Origin of the sequence: Adhaeribacter aquaticus DSM 16391 (genome assembly GCF_000473365.1) — a bacterium.
Classification (GTDB): Bacteria; Bacteroidota; Bacteroidia; order Cytophagales; family Hymenobacteraceae; genus Adhaeribacter; species Adhaeribacter aquaticus.
Genome location: NZ_KI421517.1, coordinates 523,878 through 541,823, shown reverse-complemented (window position 1 = coordinate 541,823; position 17,946 = coordinate 523,878). Strand labels below are relative to the sequence as shown.

15 protein-coding genes are annotated in these 17,946 nt (G+C 40.9%); 6 read left to right on the top strand and 9 right to left on the bottom strand.

Annotated features, from left to right (window positions below; genetic code table 11):
• Window positions 1-19 precede the first annotated feature (19 nt).
• Window positions 20-676, bottom strand: a complete 657-nt coding sequence (locus ADHAQ_RS0104400) for a porin family protein (protein ID WP_026461903.1) — start codon at window positions 674-676, stop codon at window positions 20-22.
• A 263-nt stretch (window positions 677-939) separates the two neighbouring features.
• Here ADHAQ_RS0104400 and ADHAQ_RS0104395 point away from each other — a divergent pair, with 263 nt between their 5' ends.
• Complete coding sequence (locus tag ADHAQ_RS0104395) at window positions 940-2,031, top strand: acyloxyacyl hydrolase (protein WP_026461902.1); 1,092 nt, start codon at window positions 940-942, stop codon at window positions 2,029-2,031.
• A 2-nt stretch (window positions 2,032-2,033) separates the two neighbouring features.
• Here ADHAQ_RS0104395 and ADHAQ_RS0104390 read toward each other — a convergent pair whose 3' ends face one another.
• From ADHAQ_RS0104390 to ADHAQ_RS0104370, 5 genes are all read right to left on the bottom strand, one after another.
• A complete protein-coding gene (locus tag ADHAQ_RS0104390) occupies window positions 2,034-3,572 on the bottom strand; it encodes a YifB family Mg chelatase-like AAA ATPase (RefSeq protein ID WP_026461901.1) in 1,539 nt (512 codons plus the stop codon).
• An 81-nt stretch (window positions 3,573-3,653) separates the two neighbouring features.
• Window positions 3,654-4,244 carry a D-sedoheptulose 7-phosphate isomerase gene (lpcA, locus tag ADHAQ_RS0104385; protein ID WP_026461900.1) on the bottom strand — a complete coding sequence of 197 codons (591 nt, stop codon included), beginning with the start codon at window positions 4,242-4,244 and terminating at the stop codon, window positions 3,654-3,656.
• A 7-nt stretch (window positions 4,245-4,251) separates the two neighbouring features.
• Entirely contained in the window at window positions 4,252-4,767 is a 516-nt protein-coding gene (locus ADHAQ_RS0104380) for a hypothetical protein (RefSeq protein ID WP_026461899.1), read from the bottom strand.
• A gap of 147 nt (window positions 4,768-4,914) precedes the next feature.
• Window positions 4,915-6,762: an ABC transporter ATP-binding protein gene (locus ADHAQ_RS0104375; protein ID WP_034256577.1), complete on the bottom strand. Its 1,848-nt coding sequence runs from the start codon at window positions 6,760-6,762 to the stop codon at window positions 4,915-4,917.
• 149 nt (window positions 6,763-6,911) lie between these two features.
• Window positions 6,912-8,576 carry a hypothetical protein gene (locus ADHAQ_RS0104370; RefSeq protein WP_026461897.1) on the bottom strand — a complete coding sequence of 555 codons (1,665 nt, stop codon included), beginning with the start codon at window positions 8,574-8,576 and terminating at the stop codon, window positions 6,912-6,914.
• A 203-nt stretch (window positions 8,577-8,779) separates the two neighbouring features.
• Between ADHAQ_RS0104370 and upp the strand changes: the two genes are divergently transcribed.
• The 3 genes from upp (at window position 8,780) to ADHAQ_RS0104355 (ending at window position 11,127) form a co-directional block, all read left to right on the top strand.
• Entirely contained in the window at window positions 8,780-9,421 is a 642-nt protein-coding gene (gene upp / locus ADHAQ_RS0104365; RefSeq protein WP_034257111.1) for a uracil phosphoribosyltransferase, read from the top strand.
• A 174-nt stretch (window positions 9,422-9,595) separates the two neighbouring features.
• Complete coding sequence (locus ADHAQ_RS0104360; RefSeq protein ID WP_245590574.1) at window positions 9,596-10,009, top strand: hypothetical protein; 414 nt, start codon at window positions 9,596-9,598, stop codon at window positions 10,007-10,009.
• 77 nt (window positions 10,010-10,086) lie between these two features.
• Window positions 10,087-11,127, top strand: a complete 1,041-nt coding sequence (locus ADHAQ_RS0104355) for an aldo/keto reductase (protein ID WP_026461894.1) — start codon at window positions 10,087-10,089, stop codon at window positions 11,125-11,127.
• 162 nt (window positions 11,128-11,289) lie between these two features.
• On the opposite strand, the gene ADHAQ_RS24490 is transcribed toward ADHAQ_RS0104355, so the two are convergent.
• The gene (locus ADHAQ_RS24490) at window positions 11,290-12,627 is read right to left on the bottom strand and encodes a DEAD/DEAH box helicase (protein WP_034256574.1); all 1,338 of its coding nucleotides are present in this window, start codon (window positions 12,625-12,627) and stop codon (window positions 11,290-11,292) included.
• Between the two features lie 163 nt (window positions 12,628-12,790).
• Here ADHAQ_RS24490 and ADHAQ_RS0104345 point away from each other — a divergent pair, with 163 nt between their 5' ends.
• A complete protein-coding gene (locus tag ADHAQ_RS0104345; RefSeq protein ID WP_026461893.1) occupies window positions 12,791-14,125 on the top strand; it encodes a dihydroorotase in 1,335 nt (444 codons plus the stop codon).
• A 223-nt stretch (window positions 14,126-14,348) separates the two neighbouring features.
• Window positions 14,349-15,296 carry an aldo/keto reductase gene (locus ADHAQ_RS0104340; RefSeq protein WP_026461892.1) on the top strand — a complete coding sequence of 316 codons (948 nt, stop codon included), beginning with the start codon at window positions 14,349-14,351 and terminating at the stop codon, window positions 15,294-15,296.
• 70 nt (window positions 15,297-15,366) lie between these two features.
• Here the strand turns inward: ADHAQ_RS0104340 and ADHAQ_RS0104335 are convergent, their stop codons facing one another.
• On the bottom strand, window positions 15,367-17,064 hold the full coding sequence (locus tag ADHAQ_RS0104335; RefSeq protein ID WP_034256573.1) for a M28 family metallopeptidase: 1,698 nt from the start codon (window positions 17,062-17,064) through the stop codon (window positions 15,367-15,369).
• Between the two features lie 122 nt (window positions 17,065-17,186).
• Window positions 17,187-17,897 (bottom strand): SIMPL domain-containing protein, encoded by a 711-nt coding sequence (locus ADHAQ_RS0104330; protein ID WP_026461890.1) that lies wholly within the window; start codon window positions 17,895-17,897, stop codon window positions 17,187-17,189.
• Window positions 17,898-17,946: the final 49 nt, after the last annotated feature.

The window sequence follows — 17,946 nt, the reverse complement described above, 5'->3', positions numbered from 1 at the left end:
TGTAAATGGTTACAGTTAATTATTTGCCACCTAAAGTATAACCTAAAGATGCCTGGAATAATGAATGACGGGCGTTCATTAAGTTGTTATTGTTATTGTCGTTAGCAAGACGGCTGATGCTGCCATTATAACGAACACCTAAGCTTACCCCAACAGGAAGCATATAGCCAACACCGGCAGCATATCCTACTTCAAACTTAGTTAAGCCATTTTTGCTTACTGTAGTGGTTCTTTCAAAGCTTTGGTCATTAACCTTCGTTTCGACGTTATCTTTAATGCCTAGTAAATAAGATCCCAGTGGACCACCTTCGAAGAATAAACCACCCGCTTTAACTTTTAAAAGTACTGGTACATCAATATAGTTATATCCTACATCACCTTTCATTTTAATTCTTTGTCCAGAGGTGTTAGTAAATTCCTCATCGCGGTACTGATAACCTTTTTGAGAAAAAAGAATTTCCGGATTAATGGAAATAAAACCATCAGAAGCTAGTGGAAAGCTTGTGGTAATACCACCCACAAAACCTAACTTGTTGCTGTAAATATTCTGGTGTTGTAAGTCACCTGAAATATTAGAGTAGTTAGCACCAATTTTAAATCCGATTTTTGGGGATGATTGAGCTTGTGCAAAAGTTGCACTTAAACCTGCTATTAATAAAAAGAATAATTTTTTCATAGTTTTATAAAGATTAATTAAATATTTACTTTTATTCAAATTTGTATTTTATTAACATTTGAATTTGCGTTTCTATACGTGATACAAGCAATATGTTACATAATGGGTATAAAATTACACAGGGTGCAATAATTTTTTAAGAAAAGTACAATTTATGTAATTGTAATATTTTGTTATTCTACAACTTGTTAACCTTCAGGAAGTAAATAGTTAATATTGATGTTTCCTATATTTCAGATTAATCAGATCCATAACTTGTACAAATGGCTTTTTACCGCTTGCTCACGTTAGTTTTTATTTGTTATGTTATACACCAACCTTTAGTTGCGCAAAATCATCAGCCCGCTATAGTTGGCGTTGCCTATCAGCCTGGTACTATTATTATCCATTCGCCCAACATCAGGCACCTGTCTGCTACGCACCCAACTGGTATAGAAGTTAATATACAGAGCCAAACTACTGGCAACAAATATTGGCACCAACTTTATCGCTACCCTAGAATAGGAACCTCCTTTATATATTTTGATTACAATAACCCGGTTATTGGCCGGTCTTTTGCCGGTAGTGTTTATTTGAATTTGCCTGTAGCGTATTTTCAGAAAGGGCAATTAAATTTCAGGTTTGGTTCTGGATTAGCTTATCTTACAAATAAATATGACCGGCAGGAAAATCCGACTAATAATATTATTAGTGCCCATGTTAATGCTGTAATCCAGTTCCGTTTGGAGTATGAGTATAAGCTAAATCGGGGACTTGCTTTGGTAACAGGTTTTGGTGTAAACCATTATTCTAACGGAGGTAATTCTAAACCAAATTTGGGGGTTAATATAGCCACTGGTACGGTAGGCCTTAATTTTGATAGATCATCATCTTATATACCTGTCAAGCAAGAGGAGCGTCCTGTAGAACAGCGTAATTTTTTTGCCTTCAGTAGTAGTTTTGGGACTAAGCAACGAAACGAATTTGATGTAAATACCTATTCTGTAACCTCAATGGCCTTAGCCTGGCACCGCCGGTTAAACCATAAAAGTACAACAATATTGGGTTTAGAAGGGTTTTATGATAAATCGCTTTATCCCCGTCGTCAATGGGACCCACGGGTAAGGGCCGGTACTACTCCGGATATAAAAAGAGTAGCCTTACATATAGGGCATGAGCTTAACTTTGGAAAATTAGCCCTTGGCTCCCAAGTAGGCTATTATCTCTATCGACCTTATAAAGCAGATGCCGCGTTTTATCAGCTCCTGGAAACACGTTATTATATTCATAAAAATATGTTCCTGGCAGCTGATTTGAAACTACATGATGTATTTCGGGCAGATGTTATTTCTTATAGGCTAGGATTTAAAATATAACCTTAACCTGCCCAGCCTTCCCGGTCTAAGCTACGGTATTGAATGGCTTCTGCCAGGTGTTCTATTTTGATCTCAGTACTACCGGCTAAATCGGCAATAGTACGGCTTACTTTTAATATACGGTCGTAGGCGCGGGCCGAAAGTCCTAACCGTTCCATAGCTGTTTTTAATAAAGTTTTGCCGGCAGCATTTATTTCACAGATATCTTTTACCATTTGCGAAGGCATCATGGCATTGGAGTGAATTTCATCAAAGTCTTTAAAGCGGTCTTCCTGAATTTGACGGGCTTGTATTACCCTTTCCCGAATAGCTTCGCTGCTTTCTGACCGACGGGTTTCTGTCATTTGGTCGAAAGTTACCGGAGTGACCTCTACGTGCAGGTCAATGCGATCTAATAATGGACCACTTACTTTATTTAAATACCGTTGTACCATGCCGGGTCCGCAAACACAATCTTTTTCCGGATGGTTGTAATAGCCGCAGGGGCACGGGTTCATGCTGGCGATCAGCATAAAGTTGGCAGGAAAATCGATGGTTTGTTTTGCCCGCGAAATACTTACGCGTCGTTCTTCTAAAGGCTGTCGCATTACCTCCAATACCGTGCGCTTAAATTCTGGCAATTCATCCATAAACAAAACTCCATTATGGGCAAGCGATATTTCGCCAGGTTGGGGAACACCGCCTCCGCCTACCAAAGCCACATCAGAAATAGTATGATGCGGTGAACGATAAGGCCGGGTAGCTAATAAGCCTGCGGCAGTGCCTAGTTTACCGGCTACCGAATGAATTTTGGTTGTTTCCAATGCCTCTTGCATAGTTAAGGGCGGCAGAATAGATGGAAGCCTTTTTGCCAGCATGGTTTTGCCAGCACCTGGAGGGCCAATCATGATCACATTATGGCCACCGGCAGCAGCTATTTCCAAAGCTCGTTTAATATTTTCCTGCCCCTGGACATCCGCAAAATCAGCTTGGTATTGATTTACAGTGTTCTGGAAAATCTCCCGGGTATCTATTTGTAAGGGCTTGATATCTATGTGGCCATTAAAAAAGTCGATGGCCTGCCGGATATTAGAAACACCAATTACGTCTAGTTTATTAACAATTGCTGCCTCATGCGCATTTTCCTCGGGCAGTATTATCCCTTTAAAACCTTCTTTACGTGCTTGTATTGCAATGGGTAATACACCTTTTATAGGGCGTAATATGCCATCCAGCGAAAGTTCTCCCATAATTATGTATTGGGCTAATCTTTCACCCTGCATCTGGTCAGAGGCGGCCAGTATGCCAAGTGCAATAGGTAAATCATACGCTGAGCCCTCTTTTCTAATATCAGCGGGAGCCATATTTACTAATACCTTCTGGCGGGGCATGCGAAGGCCATTTTCTTTTAAAGCCGACTCTATCCGTTGCTCACTTTCCTTTACCGCATTATCGGGTAACCCAACTAAATAATACCGGGTGCCGGGAGTTACGTTTACTTCTATGGTAATGGTATAGGCATTAACTCCATGTACGGCGCTGCCAAAAGTTTTTGTAAGCATATCAGACGTATTGGTTTAAAGAATGATTGGAGTACGAACAATAAGGCTAGGCAATAAATTCCTTTGTAAATGCAGGAAGTATTAAGCCTGGTCTGCCAGGGCCTTTTCTATTAATAAAATCAGAATATGGATTACCTTAATATGGATTTCCTGAATACGATCCGCATAACCAAAATGAGGTGCCCGGATTTCTACATCACTTATAGCGGCCAATTTCCCTCCGTCTTTGCCCGTCAGGCTTACTATTTTTGCTCCTTTGCTTCGGGCTACTTCAGCCGCTTTCAATACATTAGCCGAATTGCCGCTGGTACTGATGGCTAGTAAAACATCCCCGGAATTACCCAAGGCCTCTACATACCTAGAGAACACATGATCGTACCCGTAATCATTGCTAACGCAGCTCATGTGGCTGCCATCGGCAATTGCAATGGCTGGTATGGCTCTCCGGTCATCGCGGTATCTGCCCGTAAGCTCTTCGGCAAAATGCATGGCATCACACATGGAGCCGCCATTGCCGCACGATAAAATTTTGCCGCCGGCTTTAACCGAATCGGCCATTAGAGTGGCTGCTTCGGCTATTTTGTTTAAGTTATCAGCATTATTTAAAAATTGAGTCAGTACGTTTTGGGCTTCAATCAACTCAGCCAGAATTATATTGGAGGAATCGTTCATAAAAATTTTAGGAGTCGGAATTTTGAGGTAGCCGGCGTTCCGGATTTTGTATGCCGGGAGTTGGGCTAGGCGTTATTATTACATTAGGATAGGGTTCCGTTATCGGAGTTGCCATGGGCGGTATAGGATTTGTGCCTGTGGGCGCACCCAATGCTGGTTCCGAAAAAGGAGTAGAGCTGGTATCCTTGGTAGCATAGCTGGTATCTTTCAATGAAAAAGTGGCGGCTAATTCATCTGCATGTCTTTTTTTAATTTCCTGAACTTCTTGTTGCTGGTCGTATAAACTAGCTTTCAATTCATTGATTTTTTGCTGGGTTTGTACATGGCCTCTTTTTAAGCTAACGATGTATAAGTTTTCTGCAAGTAACTCAATTAGCATTAATATACCGCCAACCATAAAAAAGGTGGTATAGAAATCTGGATTGCTAGCCTGGCCAACATTTAGTATACCTAAATAAATAAGGGCTGCGGCAACCAGGTATATCATTACTAAAATGTTTACAAATTTTTTTACACCTTCCATATCTATGTATATTAATTATTAAATATTCAGGTTTTTGTACGTAAACTTTCAGAACTAGATAAAACAGAAACCAATTAAGGAACCTGCTTGAACAAAGAAATTTTAGCAGCCCATTAATCCAGAGATCTGGCCTGGAGTAATCTAATCTTAATCAATTACTGATGTCGTAATCTGCATCTTATTTAATTTAGTATATAATCCGTTTTGGACCAATAGGGCTTCATGGGTTCCTCGTTCTAAAACCATGCCTTTCTGCAACACAACAATTTCGTCGGCGTGTTGTATGGTGCTTAATCGGTGAGCAATAACAATGGAGGTCCGGTTTTTCATAAGGTTGATTAGGGCTTCCTGTACCAGCTTTTCTGATTCCGTGTCCAGCGCTGAAGTAGCTTCATCCAAGATTAAAAGGGGTGGATTTTTAAGAATAGCCCGGGCAATGCTGATGCGTTGGCGCTGCCCGCCCGATAGTTTTCCGCCCCGGTCTCCGATAAAGGTCTGATAGCCTTCCGGACTTTGCATAATAAACTCGTGGGCATTAGCAATTTTGGCGGCCGCTATTACTTGTTCTTCGGTAGCATCGGTTTTGTTGAAGGCAATGTTATTGAAAATAGTGTCATTAAATAAGATAGACTCCTGGGTAACAATTCCCATTTGAGCCCGCAACGACTCCAGGGTGTACTCCCGGATGTCATGCCCATCTAGTAAAATAGCGCCGGCAGTTGGGTCATAAAATCGAGGTAAAAGATCTGCTAATGTAGATTTTCCTCCTCCGGAAGGTCCTACCAAGGCAATGGTTTTCCCTTTAGGTATAATAAGGTTAATATTTTTTAAAACGGTTTCGCTCTCATAAGCAAAAGAAACATTTTTAAATTCTATTTGATGGTTGAAAGCCGGTAAAGGTGTAGCATTGGCAGAATCTTTGATTTGAGCTTGGGTATCAATAATAGACAGCACCCGATCACCGGCTACTAAACCCCGCTGAATATTGCTGAAAGCAGTAGAAATGTTTTTTACCGGAACCAGTACCTGCGAAAAAAGCACTAAATAACCAATAAATTCTTCCGGCTGTAGTTCTGATTCGCCGCTTAATACTAAAGAGCCGCCATAGTATAAAATACAAGCTACAATAGAAACACCTAAAAATTCTGAAATAGGGGAGGCCAGGCTGCGCTTATTGGTAATAGAATTAATAATGCGGGCGTAATAATCGTTTTGCTGTTTAAATTTCTCTTTGATGTAAGGTTGTGCATTAAATCCTTTTATTACACGCATGCCTCCCAGTGTTTCATCAATAATACTTAAGATGCTACCCAGCGAAGATTGCCCTTGTACAGCCCTTCTTTTTAAGGATTTGGATATGCGGGAAATTATTAAACCTGAAATTGGTAAAACCAATAAGCTAAACAAGGTTAGTTGCGGCGACATTTTAAGCAAAAGAAAAAATAAGCCAAATAACATAAAAGGCTCCCGGAAAAGCACATTAAGGGTACTTACCACCGAGTTTTCTACTTCCTGTACATCGTTTGTTAAAGTAGACATTACATCGCCTTTACGCTGATTAGAAAAAAAAGCGATATGTAATTCTGTAATGCGCTCATAAACCTGCATCCGCAGATTCCGGACAACCTGGGCCCGGACAGCTCCCTCAATCCGTAATCCTAAATATTTAAATAGGTTAGAAAGAAATACGGAGCCTGTAAGAATTAAACAAACAAAGCGAAGCGCACCCAACTGCCCGTTGTTTAAAATAATTCGTCCAAAATAATAGTAAAAGAAATCTTTAATATATTCAGCAGAGAAAGCAAATTCCGGTTTTTGCACCATAGTGGTTGCCTCCTGCGAATTAACCTGGTTAAACAGAATTGTAAGCAGTGGTATTAATAAAGAGAAATTAAGTAAGCCAAAAATGACTGCCAATAAGGTAAAAATGAAATATCCTGGCACATATTTACCAAAGGGTTTGGCAAAGCTTAATATCCGAAAATAAGTTTTCATAAGAATAATCAATTGCCAGGATTAAAGTTTTGCACTTCTGACTACCCCTGATACTGACAATTGCTTTAGATTGCTTGCAAAGATACAATAAAAACAAACGCGGCAGGTTTTACCTAACCTGCCGCGTTTGTTAACATACATTTTTTATCTTAGAATTCATGTATACGTTGCGGAATGTTCCACCGAAAGGAAACAGAACTTACTGCCGTATTATTGGTGTAGGCCGCTAAATCACTATCTCTACGGCGAATTATTTGCTTCAGGTCAAAAAACATGTTGTGACGAATTTGCCAGGAGGCTGTAAAATCCAGGTGCAGCAGCGAAGTAGTATTGCCCTGAGCTATCGTGTTGCCGTATTCCTGTACCCGGCTGTTATAATCTTTCAATACATTAGTACCCCAGTTTAAGCCGGATATACCTTCATCTAAACCATATTTAGTATAAATGGCTTTCCCGGCTAGAAATAATCGGCCAATGGGTTGGTACCTAACCACTCCAATAAATTCATACAAGTTTGCTCCCACTGGGTGGGCAAGTGGTTGTTGGTAGTGCTGGTAATTTGTAAATCTGTTTTCGTGCTGGTAGGTGTAAGGGCGAATAAAATTAAATTCTCCCTGAATGTCTAAATTAGAAATACCTGCCACATCTAAATATTTTGCTCCTAACTGAATGGCTTGTTTGTTGGCCCACCAGCCGTTACGGGACCGCACCGCACTTAATAAGAATTCATCCAGTATTAACTGGCCGTAAACCTGGCCACGCCGTTTTATATTGGCCTTAAAGTCTAAACCTAATAATGCGTTGTCTTCAGATCCTAATTGTTGCTCTATGCTGCGGTAAAAAATTACGGGGTTTAAGTATTGTAATTCAAATCGGCCTTTACCCCGGGCAAATACCAAAGACTCAAATAACCCTATGTTTATGGCCGGGGTAATATTGATACTTAAATGGTGGTAAGCAAAATACTTTTTGGGGTACAACTGATCTCTAAAGTCAAAATCAGCATTCATTTCTGAGAATAAATTCATGTAATGAATTTTCCAGAACTGCGTATTAACTTTCAGGAAGAAATAGGGGGCTGAATAGTCGGAGAGTACCAGGGAACGATAGCCATTGCCAATAAAATTTCTGTCGTGGCCAAACTGAACATTTATGTTTTTGGTAACGCCATAGTTTATGTAGCCACGGGCCGTAAAAAAGTCGTAACCACCTGTTTTGAAAGGTTTGTAATACCCTTCGTTGGGTACAATGGTGTCTCGGGCAATGCGTTCATTTACGTAATCCGGAAATCTTACCTGGTTTTCAGTAAAAAAGGTATAAAACCCTAATTTATTGCTAATGTTGCCTTCTATTTGTGCCCCACGGGTATTTACATAACGTAAACCGCTGGAGTCGGTATCGGCACCCAGTTGAAAATGAATAACAGGGTTAATTCGAATATTGAAATCTTCTCCTTTAGCATGAAAAAAGTCGGCTTTGTTTTTATAAAAATGTTTTAGAAAAGGTTTATTCTCCTCTTGTGGCGCTTCAGTACTGTAATTCCAGTTATCATTTAGCAAATAGGTTCGGTTAAAACTATCAGCTTGGGATAAGGTAACAGAATCCGGAGAAACGGCTGCGGCTAAGTTAGCAACATCTTGCCGCCGGTAGGGCCGGATACCGGTATGGAGCTGGGGCACCTTTTCACCGTGCTTTATTTGGAAACGATCTATCAGGTGGTAAACTTCCCGGTCTAAAGGAACAAAGGTACTTTGGCTATAAACCGTAAAGGGTAATACAAAAAGCAGGAAAAGCAGGGGTAATACGTATTTCATAGTAGCATCTGGGTTCAAATAAAAAGGAAAGTAAGTAGTTAAAAACTTAAAATACAAACTAGTACTCCAAACCAGAATTTAGGTTTTTAAAAGCTACAGTATGTAAGGTTTGCCAAAAAAGTTAAGCAACATTGGGGCTCTTGCTGTACCGTATATATCTTTAAGCAAAAAAATAGTTACTTATATATTAAATGGCTAAACAAATGACTTATATTCTTAATCAGGAACCTTCCGTGGCCAATCACTTTATTGCTGAACTAAGGGATGTCACTGTCCAAAAAGATAGTATGCGGTTTAGACGTAATTTAGAAAGACTGGGAGAAATATTAGCCTATAAAATATCTGCCGAGCTTGATTATAAAACGGAAATAATACAAACGCCATTGGCTTCTACAGAAGAAAAGGTGCTGGCAGATTATCCGGTACTGGCTACGGTTCTGCGGGCTGGTTTACCTTTTCACCAAGGCTTCCTAAATTATTTCGATGGCGCCCCAAGTGCGTTTGTAGCGGCTTACCGTATCGAGGCCTCCTCTGATATTTCAGTTAATGTAGATTATTTGGCTGGCCCTTCCTTAGATAATAAAGTGTTATTATTAGTAGACCCCATGTTAGCCACCGGTAAATCGCTGGCGCTTACTTACAAAGCCATGTTACGGTTTGGTACGCCCCGGCAGGTACATATTGCGGCAGCTATTGCTAGCCCCGAAGGAGTGGCGCATATTCAGGCGGAGTTACCCGACGCCCGAATCTGGTTAGGGGCATTGGATGAAAAGCTAAATGAGCATGCCTATATAGTACCTGGTTTAGGCGATGCCGGTGATTTAGCCTTTGGGTCCAAACTTTAGTTTCTGTTAAATTTTTGTTAACCTGTTAATATTTAAGTATTAATAAATCTGCACGTAAGTTTTATTACGTAAATGTATACTGCTCTGGATTAGTTTTACGATATTTAGAGTATAGAAATAGTGCAAATGATAGCATCTGAAATTTTTAAATACCTTTCTGTTTTTTTACTAAGTATGGTTAAATTTTTTGGAGGGCCATTAGCCGGAGTCTCCATGGGATTACCATTTTTAGCTACTTTAGCCTTGTCAGTTACTGGTATGATGACCAGTGTTTTTATTTTTTCCGGAGTAGGATGTATCCTGTCTAATTGGTATGTGCAGCAGCGCCGTTTAAAGCAAAAACCCATCTTTAATAAAAAAAGCCGCAATATCGTTCGTATTTGGCAGCGGTTTGGCATCACCGGCATTGCCTTCTTAACACCTGTACTTTTAAGCCCTATTATTGGTACAGTAGTGGCAACGGTATTAGGCGCTCCTCAGCGTACCATTTTATTAAACATGCTTTGGAGTGCTGTGCTGTGGGGTTGTGTTTTTACTTTTATGCTAGCTAAGTTAGGTCATATTTTTCTGCCTTTGCTACATAAATAAAAAGTGCTATTTTTTTATTACTTGTTCTAAATAATCTGTATTCTTGCCTCTCTATCTCTAACCTTAACCATTAAACTATGAATTATAATTTATTGGCTGATACTGGTGTGCTGGTATCGGAGCTGTGTTTTGGAGCCATGACTTTTGGAGGAAAAGGCAAGGGTGGTATGTGGGAGCTTATTGGCCAGCAAGAGCAAACCGAAGTAAACGAGTTAATGAAAACGGCAGTAGATGCCGGAATAAATTTCTTTGATACAGCTAATATGTATTCTTTTGGTGAATCTGAGCGGTTACTTGGCCAAAGCTTAAAAGACATGGGTATTGCCCGTAACAGTTTATTTATAGCCACCAAAGTTAGAGGACGCATGGGTCAGGGCGTAAATCAGTTAGGATTGTCCCGTTACCACATTTTCCAGCAGGTAGAAGAAAGCCTGCAGCGATTACAAACAGATCATATTGATTTATTATACGTGCACGGTGTTGATTTAGCAACCTCAGTTGAACAGGTAGTGCATACCTTACATGATGTAGTAGTAAGCGGGAAAGTACGTTATATAGGGGTTTGTAATTGGCCAGCCTGGATGGTAATGAAAGCGTTGGGTATTGCACGTAAACAGGGATGGCACGAGTTTATTGCCATGCAGTATTTTTATTCAGCGGCTAACCGCGAAGCCGAATATGATTTAATTCCGGTAGCGCTGGAAGAAAATATTGGCTTTATGCCTTGGAGCCCTTTAGCCGGCGGATTTTTATCTGGTAAGTTTACCCGGGAGCAAAGCAATACCGGGGGACAATCCCGTCGAGATAATTTTGATTTTCCTATCATCAATAAAGAACGTGCTTATGACATTATTGATGTGCTCATCCGGATAGGTAAAAATTATGATGTTTCGGCGGCGGAAGTGGCTTTGGCCTGGGTACGGCAGCAAAAAGGTGTAACCAGTACCATTATTGGCGCAAAAACACCAAGCCAACTAAAATCTAATATTCATTCTACCACCTTTGATCTGACAACTGTTGAGCTGGAAGAACTAAGAGCAGTAAGCCAACCTGATAAAATTTATCCTTATTGGATGGTGGACCGGCAGATGGGAGATCGTTTTCCGAAGAGAAGTTAAAGGTACTTTAATTATAAAAAAAAGAGGTGGAGTTTATCTATAACCAATAAGATAACTCCACCTCTTCTTTTTATGCAGGATCAGGCTGGCATCAGAATAACTTTTTGAAAACCCTTGCCTTTCAAGGTCTTCAGCAACATAAATTAGCTATTTGATAAAAAATTAAGATTTATTTCTGCGGAAGCCACGGATTTTAGTTGGTTTTTTCTCTTCAAATGGTCGGCCAGTACGTTTATCTATTACCCCTTCACGCAGTGTTTCTTTTTTATCATGAAAAGCACCTTTAAAGTTAGGGTCGGCTTTCCGTTTCTGGTTATCTATTTCTTTAGCAATGTCTTGTTTCTCTTCAAAACCAGTTGTAGCTACGGTTATTTCTTCCGGAAATGTTGCCTGCGGAATCTGCATCTTTATGATTTTCTCTATTTCGCGGATATGATGCATTTCGGCTTCATTTGCAAATGTTATAGAAGCTCCTTCTTTTAATGCCCGCCCTGTACGACCAATCCGGTGCACATAATCTTCATAGATCATAGGTACATCAAAATTAATTACGTGGCTCACATCCGAAATATCTATACCACGGGCAGCCACATCTGTAGCCACTAAAAAGCGCACCTCCCCACTTTTGAAAGCTTCCATAGCATTTATGCGGGTGTTCTGACCTTTATTGCCATGAATTACCCGAACATCACCCTGAATCTTTCTCTCCAGAAACTTAAATACATTTTCTGCATTTTTTTTGCTCTTGGTAAAAATCATTACCCGGGTAAATTGCTCCTGGTCGCGGAGTAAATAGGCCAACAGGTTTATTTTGGTTGGCAGGTTAGGCACCTCGTAAAGTACCTGCGACACGGTTTCTACCGGGGTGGCCGAAGGGGTTATTTCTATTTTCATGGGGAATTCCAGAAACTCTTCGGAAAGTTTTTCTACCCGCTCCTGCATAGTAGCTGAGAATAACAGGTTCTGACGCTTACGCGGAATAACTTCTAATATCCGGCGAATTTGAGGCATGAATCCCATGTCCATCATTTTGTCCGCTTCGTCCAGTACTAATGTTTTAAGCTCTTTCAAAACCAAATCGCCTTTCAGGTATACTTCCATCAGGCGGCCTGGTGTAGCTATTAATATATCAATCCCTTTTTTAATGTGTTCAATCTGAGTTTTGGGCCCAACACCTCCATAAATCGATAAAAAACGAATGTCAGTATATTTGCCTAACACCTTAATGTTTTCTTCTATTTGCATAGCAAGTTCCCGGGTAGGGCACAGGATTAAAGCGCGTGGATTTGTGCCCTGAGCAAATTTAACCTTCATGAGCAGCGGTAATACATAAGCTGCTGTTTTACCGGTACCGGTCTGGGCAATACCTAATACATCGTGCCCGGCTAAAGCCAACGGTATAGTTTTCTCCTGCACCGGCGTAGGAGTAGTGAAGCCGGCCTCGGTAACGGCATTAAGTAATTGTTTATTTAATTTAAAATCTTCAAAAGTTGTGGCCATGCTGGTATTATTTTATACAAAGGTACGTTTTTAGCGCTAAGCCGTTAGGTTTAAACTTGTTTTGTTACTACTTCTTTCCGTGCTTTGCCTTTTGGACTTATTTTTTAAGGAGTATATATTAAATAATCCTTGTCGTTAACCATTAAAATTCAGATACTCAGAAATGAAAACCTACCTCATCAAAAACGCGCAATTAGTAAACGAAGGCCAAATATTTGCCAGTGATGTTTATGTAAGAAATGGGCGGATAGAACGTATTGCTCCCAGTATAGATTTGCCTGCTGATGAGGTAATAGATGCTACCGGAAAATATTTATTACCTGGAGTAATTGACGATCAGGTGCATTTCCGGGAGCCAGGGTTAACACATAAAGCTAATATTTTTACAGAATCGCGGGCAGCGGTAGCAGGTGGGGTTACTACTTTTATGGAAATGCCTAATACCGTACCCAATGCTACTACCCAGGAATTACTGGCGGATAAATATGCGGTTGGGGCCAGCACCTCCTTAGCCAACCACTCCTTCTTTATGGGTGCCACCAACGATAACCTGGAGGAGGTGTTGAAAACTGATCCTAAAACCGTTTGTGGTATCAAAATATTTATGGGCTCTTCTACCGGTAATATGCTGGTAGATAACCAGGAAACCCTGGGGCGGATATTCCGGGAAGCACCTATGTTGATTGCGGTACATTGTGAGGATGAGGAAACCATTCGGCGGAACCAAAAAATATACGACGAGAAATACGGGGAGGATATTCCTATGCATTGCCACCCGGAAATTCGGGACGAAGAAGCTTGTTATAAATCTTCAAACATGGCAATTGCTTTAGCCAAAGAAAATAATACGCGGTTACATATTCTGCATATTTCTACGGAAGAAGAACTAGAATTATTCCGTAACGATATTCCGCTGGCGGAAAAAAGAATTACATCGGAAGTTTGTGTGCATCATCTTTATTTTGATAAAGATGATTATGCAACATTAGGTGCTCAAATTAAATGTAATCCGGCTATCAAAGAAAAGCGGCATAAAGCAGCTCTGCTAGCCGCCTTACTAGACAATAAGTTAGATATAATTGCTACCGACCATGCCCCGCATACCTGGGAAGAAAAGCAGAATTTATATAAGAAAGCTCCTTCGGGTTTGCCTTTGGTACAGCATGCATTGCCGGTAATGCTGGAGTTTTTTAAAGAAGGAAAAATTTCTTTAGAGCGGGTGGTAGAAAAAATGAGCCATGCACCAGCTATTTGTTTCCAGATAGAAGGGCGCGGATATTTACGCGAAGGTTATTGGGCTGATTTAGTTTTGGTAGATTTAGACAAAGAACAAACCGTATCTAAAGAAAATGTGCTTTACAAATGTGGCTGGTCGCCTTTTGAAGGCAAGACCTTTTATTCAGTAGTAACCCATACATTTGTTTCCGGCCATTTAGCTTATGCAAACGGTGAGTTTAACGAGGCGCAGATGGGGCAACGCTTATCCTTCGAGCGTTAATACAAATTAGTTTTGTATTAAGAGTACTGGATGTAATCATTTTAAAATTTCTGGTAAACAATATTGAACCTCCTCCCTTAAAAGAGGAGGTTTTTTGCTTATAGTGCCCTGAATATAAGTTTATTACCTAAGATTATAATTGGTGGCGCCAGCCAAATTATCAAACGAAACTTTCTTGTAAGTAGCAGGTATGGTGTTAACTAAACTCCAAAATTAAATTTAAATGGAAAAAAGAAAGTTAGGAAATTCTGGTTTAGAAGTAGCACCTCTGGCATTTGGAGGCAATGTTTTTGGCTGGACAGTAGATGAAGCAAATTCTTTTACCTTATTAGATGCTTTTATAGAGGCTGGTTTTAATTTCATAGATACGGCTAATTCTTACTCTTCCTGGGTGCCGGGAAACAAAGGCGGCGAGTCCGAAACCATAATAGGAAATTGGGTAAAGCAGCGGAGCAACCGCGATAAAATAATAATTGCGACCAAAGTAGGCAGCGACATGGGGCAGGGCCACAAGGTTCTTAAAAAGCACTATATACTCCAGGCAGTGGAAGAGTCGTTGCAACGCCTGCGAACAGATTATATTGATTTGTATCAATCGCACTACGATGACTTGGATACACCTATAGAAGAAACTCTGGAGGCATACGCCCAACTCATAAAAGAAGGCAAAGTACGGGCTATTGGTGCTTCTAATTTTAGTCCTGAGCGGTTAAACCAGGCAATTGAATTAAGCCAAACAGGATTGCCGCGTTACGAAACTTTACAGCCAGAATACAATCTGTACGACCGGGAAGAATACGAAAAAGAACTGGAACCGCTTTGCCTGGAGAATAACATTGGTGTGATTAGTTACTTTTCCTTAGCAAGTGGATTTTTAACCGGTAAATACCGCTCCGAGAACGACTTAAGCAAAAGCCAGCGGGGTGGAGGGGTTAAAAAATATTTAAATGAACGAGGTTTCCGGATATTACAGGCCTTAGACGAGGTTGCCGAAGATTATAACTCCGATCCGGCAAGTGTTTCGCTGGCCTGGTTAATTGCCCGTCCCAGCATAACCGCGCCTATTGCCAGTGCCACCAGTTTAGGGCAATTGCAATCTTTAATTAAGGCGGCGGAGCTTAAACTGGATAATGCCACCATTGAAAAGTTAGCCCGGGCAAGTGCCTATTAAATGCCTAAAAATAAAGCCTGAGTTAAGTAAACTCAGGCTTTATTTTTTAACTACCTTATTGCAGCATCTGTTAGCGTTTGGCTTTAAACTCGGTGCCTGGTTTCCATTGCGGCCATTTATTTCCCTGCAACACGTCATAGCCAACCATAAAGTAAAGCTGTAAATCTTCTACCGCACCCGATAAATCCCAATCTGGGTTTACTTCGTCGGTTACTTTGTGGTAATTGTTTTCAGTATATTCAGCGGCTTTCTTTTCCATATAATCAGCGCCCTTGTCTACTGATTCTGTTCCTGATTCTGCATATAAGGCAGGTACCCCTTCTTTTGCAAATTCAAAGTGGTCGGAGCGGTAAAAGAATCCTTTTTCCGGGGTTGGCTCAGGAGCAATTCTGCGGTTTTGGGTAGCGGCTGCTTTGGCTAATAAGTCATCCAAGGTAGAGTTGCCGTAACCCACAACCACAATATCTTTGGTCCGGCCAAACCCATTTAAAGCATCCATATTAATATTGGCCAACGTTTTATTTAGTGGGTAAAGGGGATGCGTGGCATAATGCTTGGAACCCAATAAGCCTTGTTCTTCGCCGGTAACAGCCAGGAACAAAACCGAACGTTTAGGTTTCTGGGGCAAGCTGGTAAAGGCTTGTGCTAGTTCTAGTAATCCGGCTGTACCGGTAGCATTATCTATGGCGCCATTAAAAATATTATCACCTTTTAGTTGCGGGTCTTTTCCTAAATGGTCCCAATGGGCAGAGTAAATAACATACTCATTTTTAAGTTGTGGATCGGAGCCTTCCAGTTTAGCAATAATATTTCGGGATTGAATTTCGCGTAGCTTATTTTTGATTGTAAAATTAGCTTTAGCACCTAAAGGAACGGGTTTAAAGGATTTATTTTGCGCCTGTTTTTTAAGGGTATCAAAATCTTTACCGGTAGCTGCAAATAATTCTTTGGCTTTATCCAATGAAATCCAGGACTCCACCTTAGCGCGGTCCATATTTTTGTTTTCGTTGTTAATGTCAAAATTTTCACTGCTCCAGCTACCCGATACTACTTCAAAAGGATACCCAGCCGGTCCGGTTTCATGGATAATAATGGCCGCTGCCGCTCCTTTCTGGGCTGCTATTTCGTATTTGTAAGTCCAGCGGCCGTAGTAAGTCATGGCCCGGCCGTTGAACATTTTTTGATCAAGTTTAGAAGTATCCTGCGGGTCGGGAATCTGCGGATCGTTAATCAGCATCACAATGGTTTTGCCTTTTACATCCAATCCTTTATAATCATCCCAGCCGTATTCAGGGGCTACAATGCCATACCCTACAAATACCATATCGGAGTTAGTGACTTTAATATCCGGGATAAATTGGCGGGATGTGGCCACATAATTGGTAGCCGGTTGTAAGTTTATTTTTATATTTCCGGCCGTAAAAGAAGCCGTCGGCAGGGAGGTATACCCCACTAGAGGAACATTTTGAATGTAAGTGCCATCCGGGTTACCAGGTTGTAAGCCCAAACGGGTAAACTGTCGTGTCAGGTAAGTTACGGTAGAGTCCTCACCGGGAGTACCGGGGGCACGACCTTCAAAGGCGTCTGAAGCCAATATGCTGGTATGCTTTAATAAATCAGTAGTATCTATTTGAGTTAGGGCGGCTATTACTTCAGCGGGAAAGCGGTTCTTCTGAGCATCGGTTTCTGCTTGGCCTACCTGTCGGGAATTTTCGTTGCAGCTAGTCAGTAATCCAGCTAAAACTGCTGCAAACCAAATATTTTTCATAGTTGCTTAATTAAGAGGTGCGTACTAAGTTATTAGATTTATGCATAAACTAAATAAAAAAAGCCGGTACTGTTCCAATACCGGCTAATCCTCACAAACAATAAAAACAAAAATAAAACAAGCTACTCAATTACAAAACTTACATCGACCGAAGCCGATACCGTAATCTGGCCTACTGCTATAGTGGGGCCACCAGCATCTACCGCGACTGATTCCATCATTTTATTCGCACCGCGTCCACGATACAAGGGGGTTGGATAACCTTCGGAGCCCGATTCATTAATAGCATATACCCGGCCCACTTTGCTGCCTAATTCGCTGGTTAAGGCCATAGCTTTTTGCCTGGCCGCCTGAACGGCTAATTTGCGGGCCTGTTCGCGGTGTTTCTGCAACTCCGAGGTGCGGTATTCTATTCCTTCTACCCGGTTGGCCCCGGTTTTATATATACCTGTTAGTATTTCATCAAATTTTTTAATATCCCGAATGGTAACCGTAATTGATTTTTGGGTCATGTAGAATTCAGGAGTAGTTTGGCCATATTCGCCTACATAATTTGGATAAACACTCAAATTAGTCGTTTGAATATCTTTTGCATCAATGCCAGCTCTTTTTAAGTAATTCAGTAAGGCTGCAATTTTTTGGTCGTTTTGGCGGCGGGCGTTTTCTAAGTTTTTATCCCGTACATCAATGCCTACATTTAAAGCAATTTGGTCGGGTGCTACTTTTACCTCGCCCAATCCGGTTACACTTACCAACGGAGGCAAGGCCGGTTGCACCTGGGCGAAGGCAGAAAGGCTTAAGCAAAAAAGAACAAAAGCAAATAGGGGTTTCATAGTTTTATTTTGATTATAGATCAGGTTGGTGCAAGTATCATGCCTAATC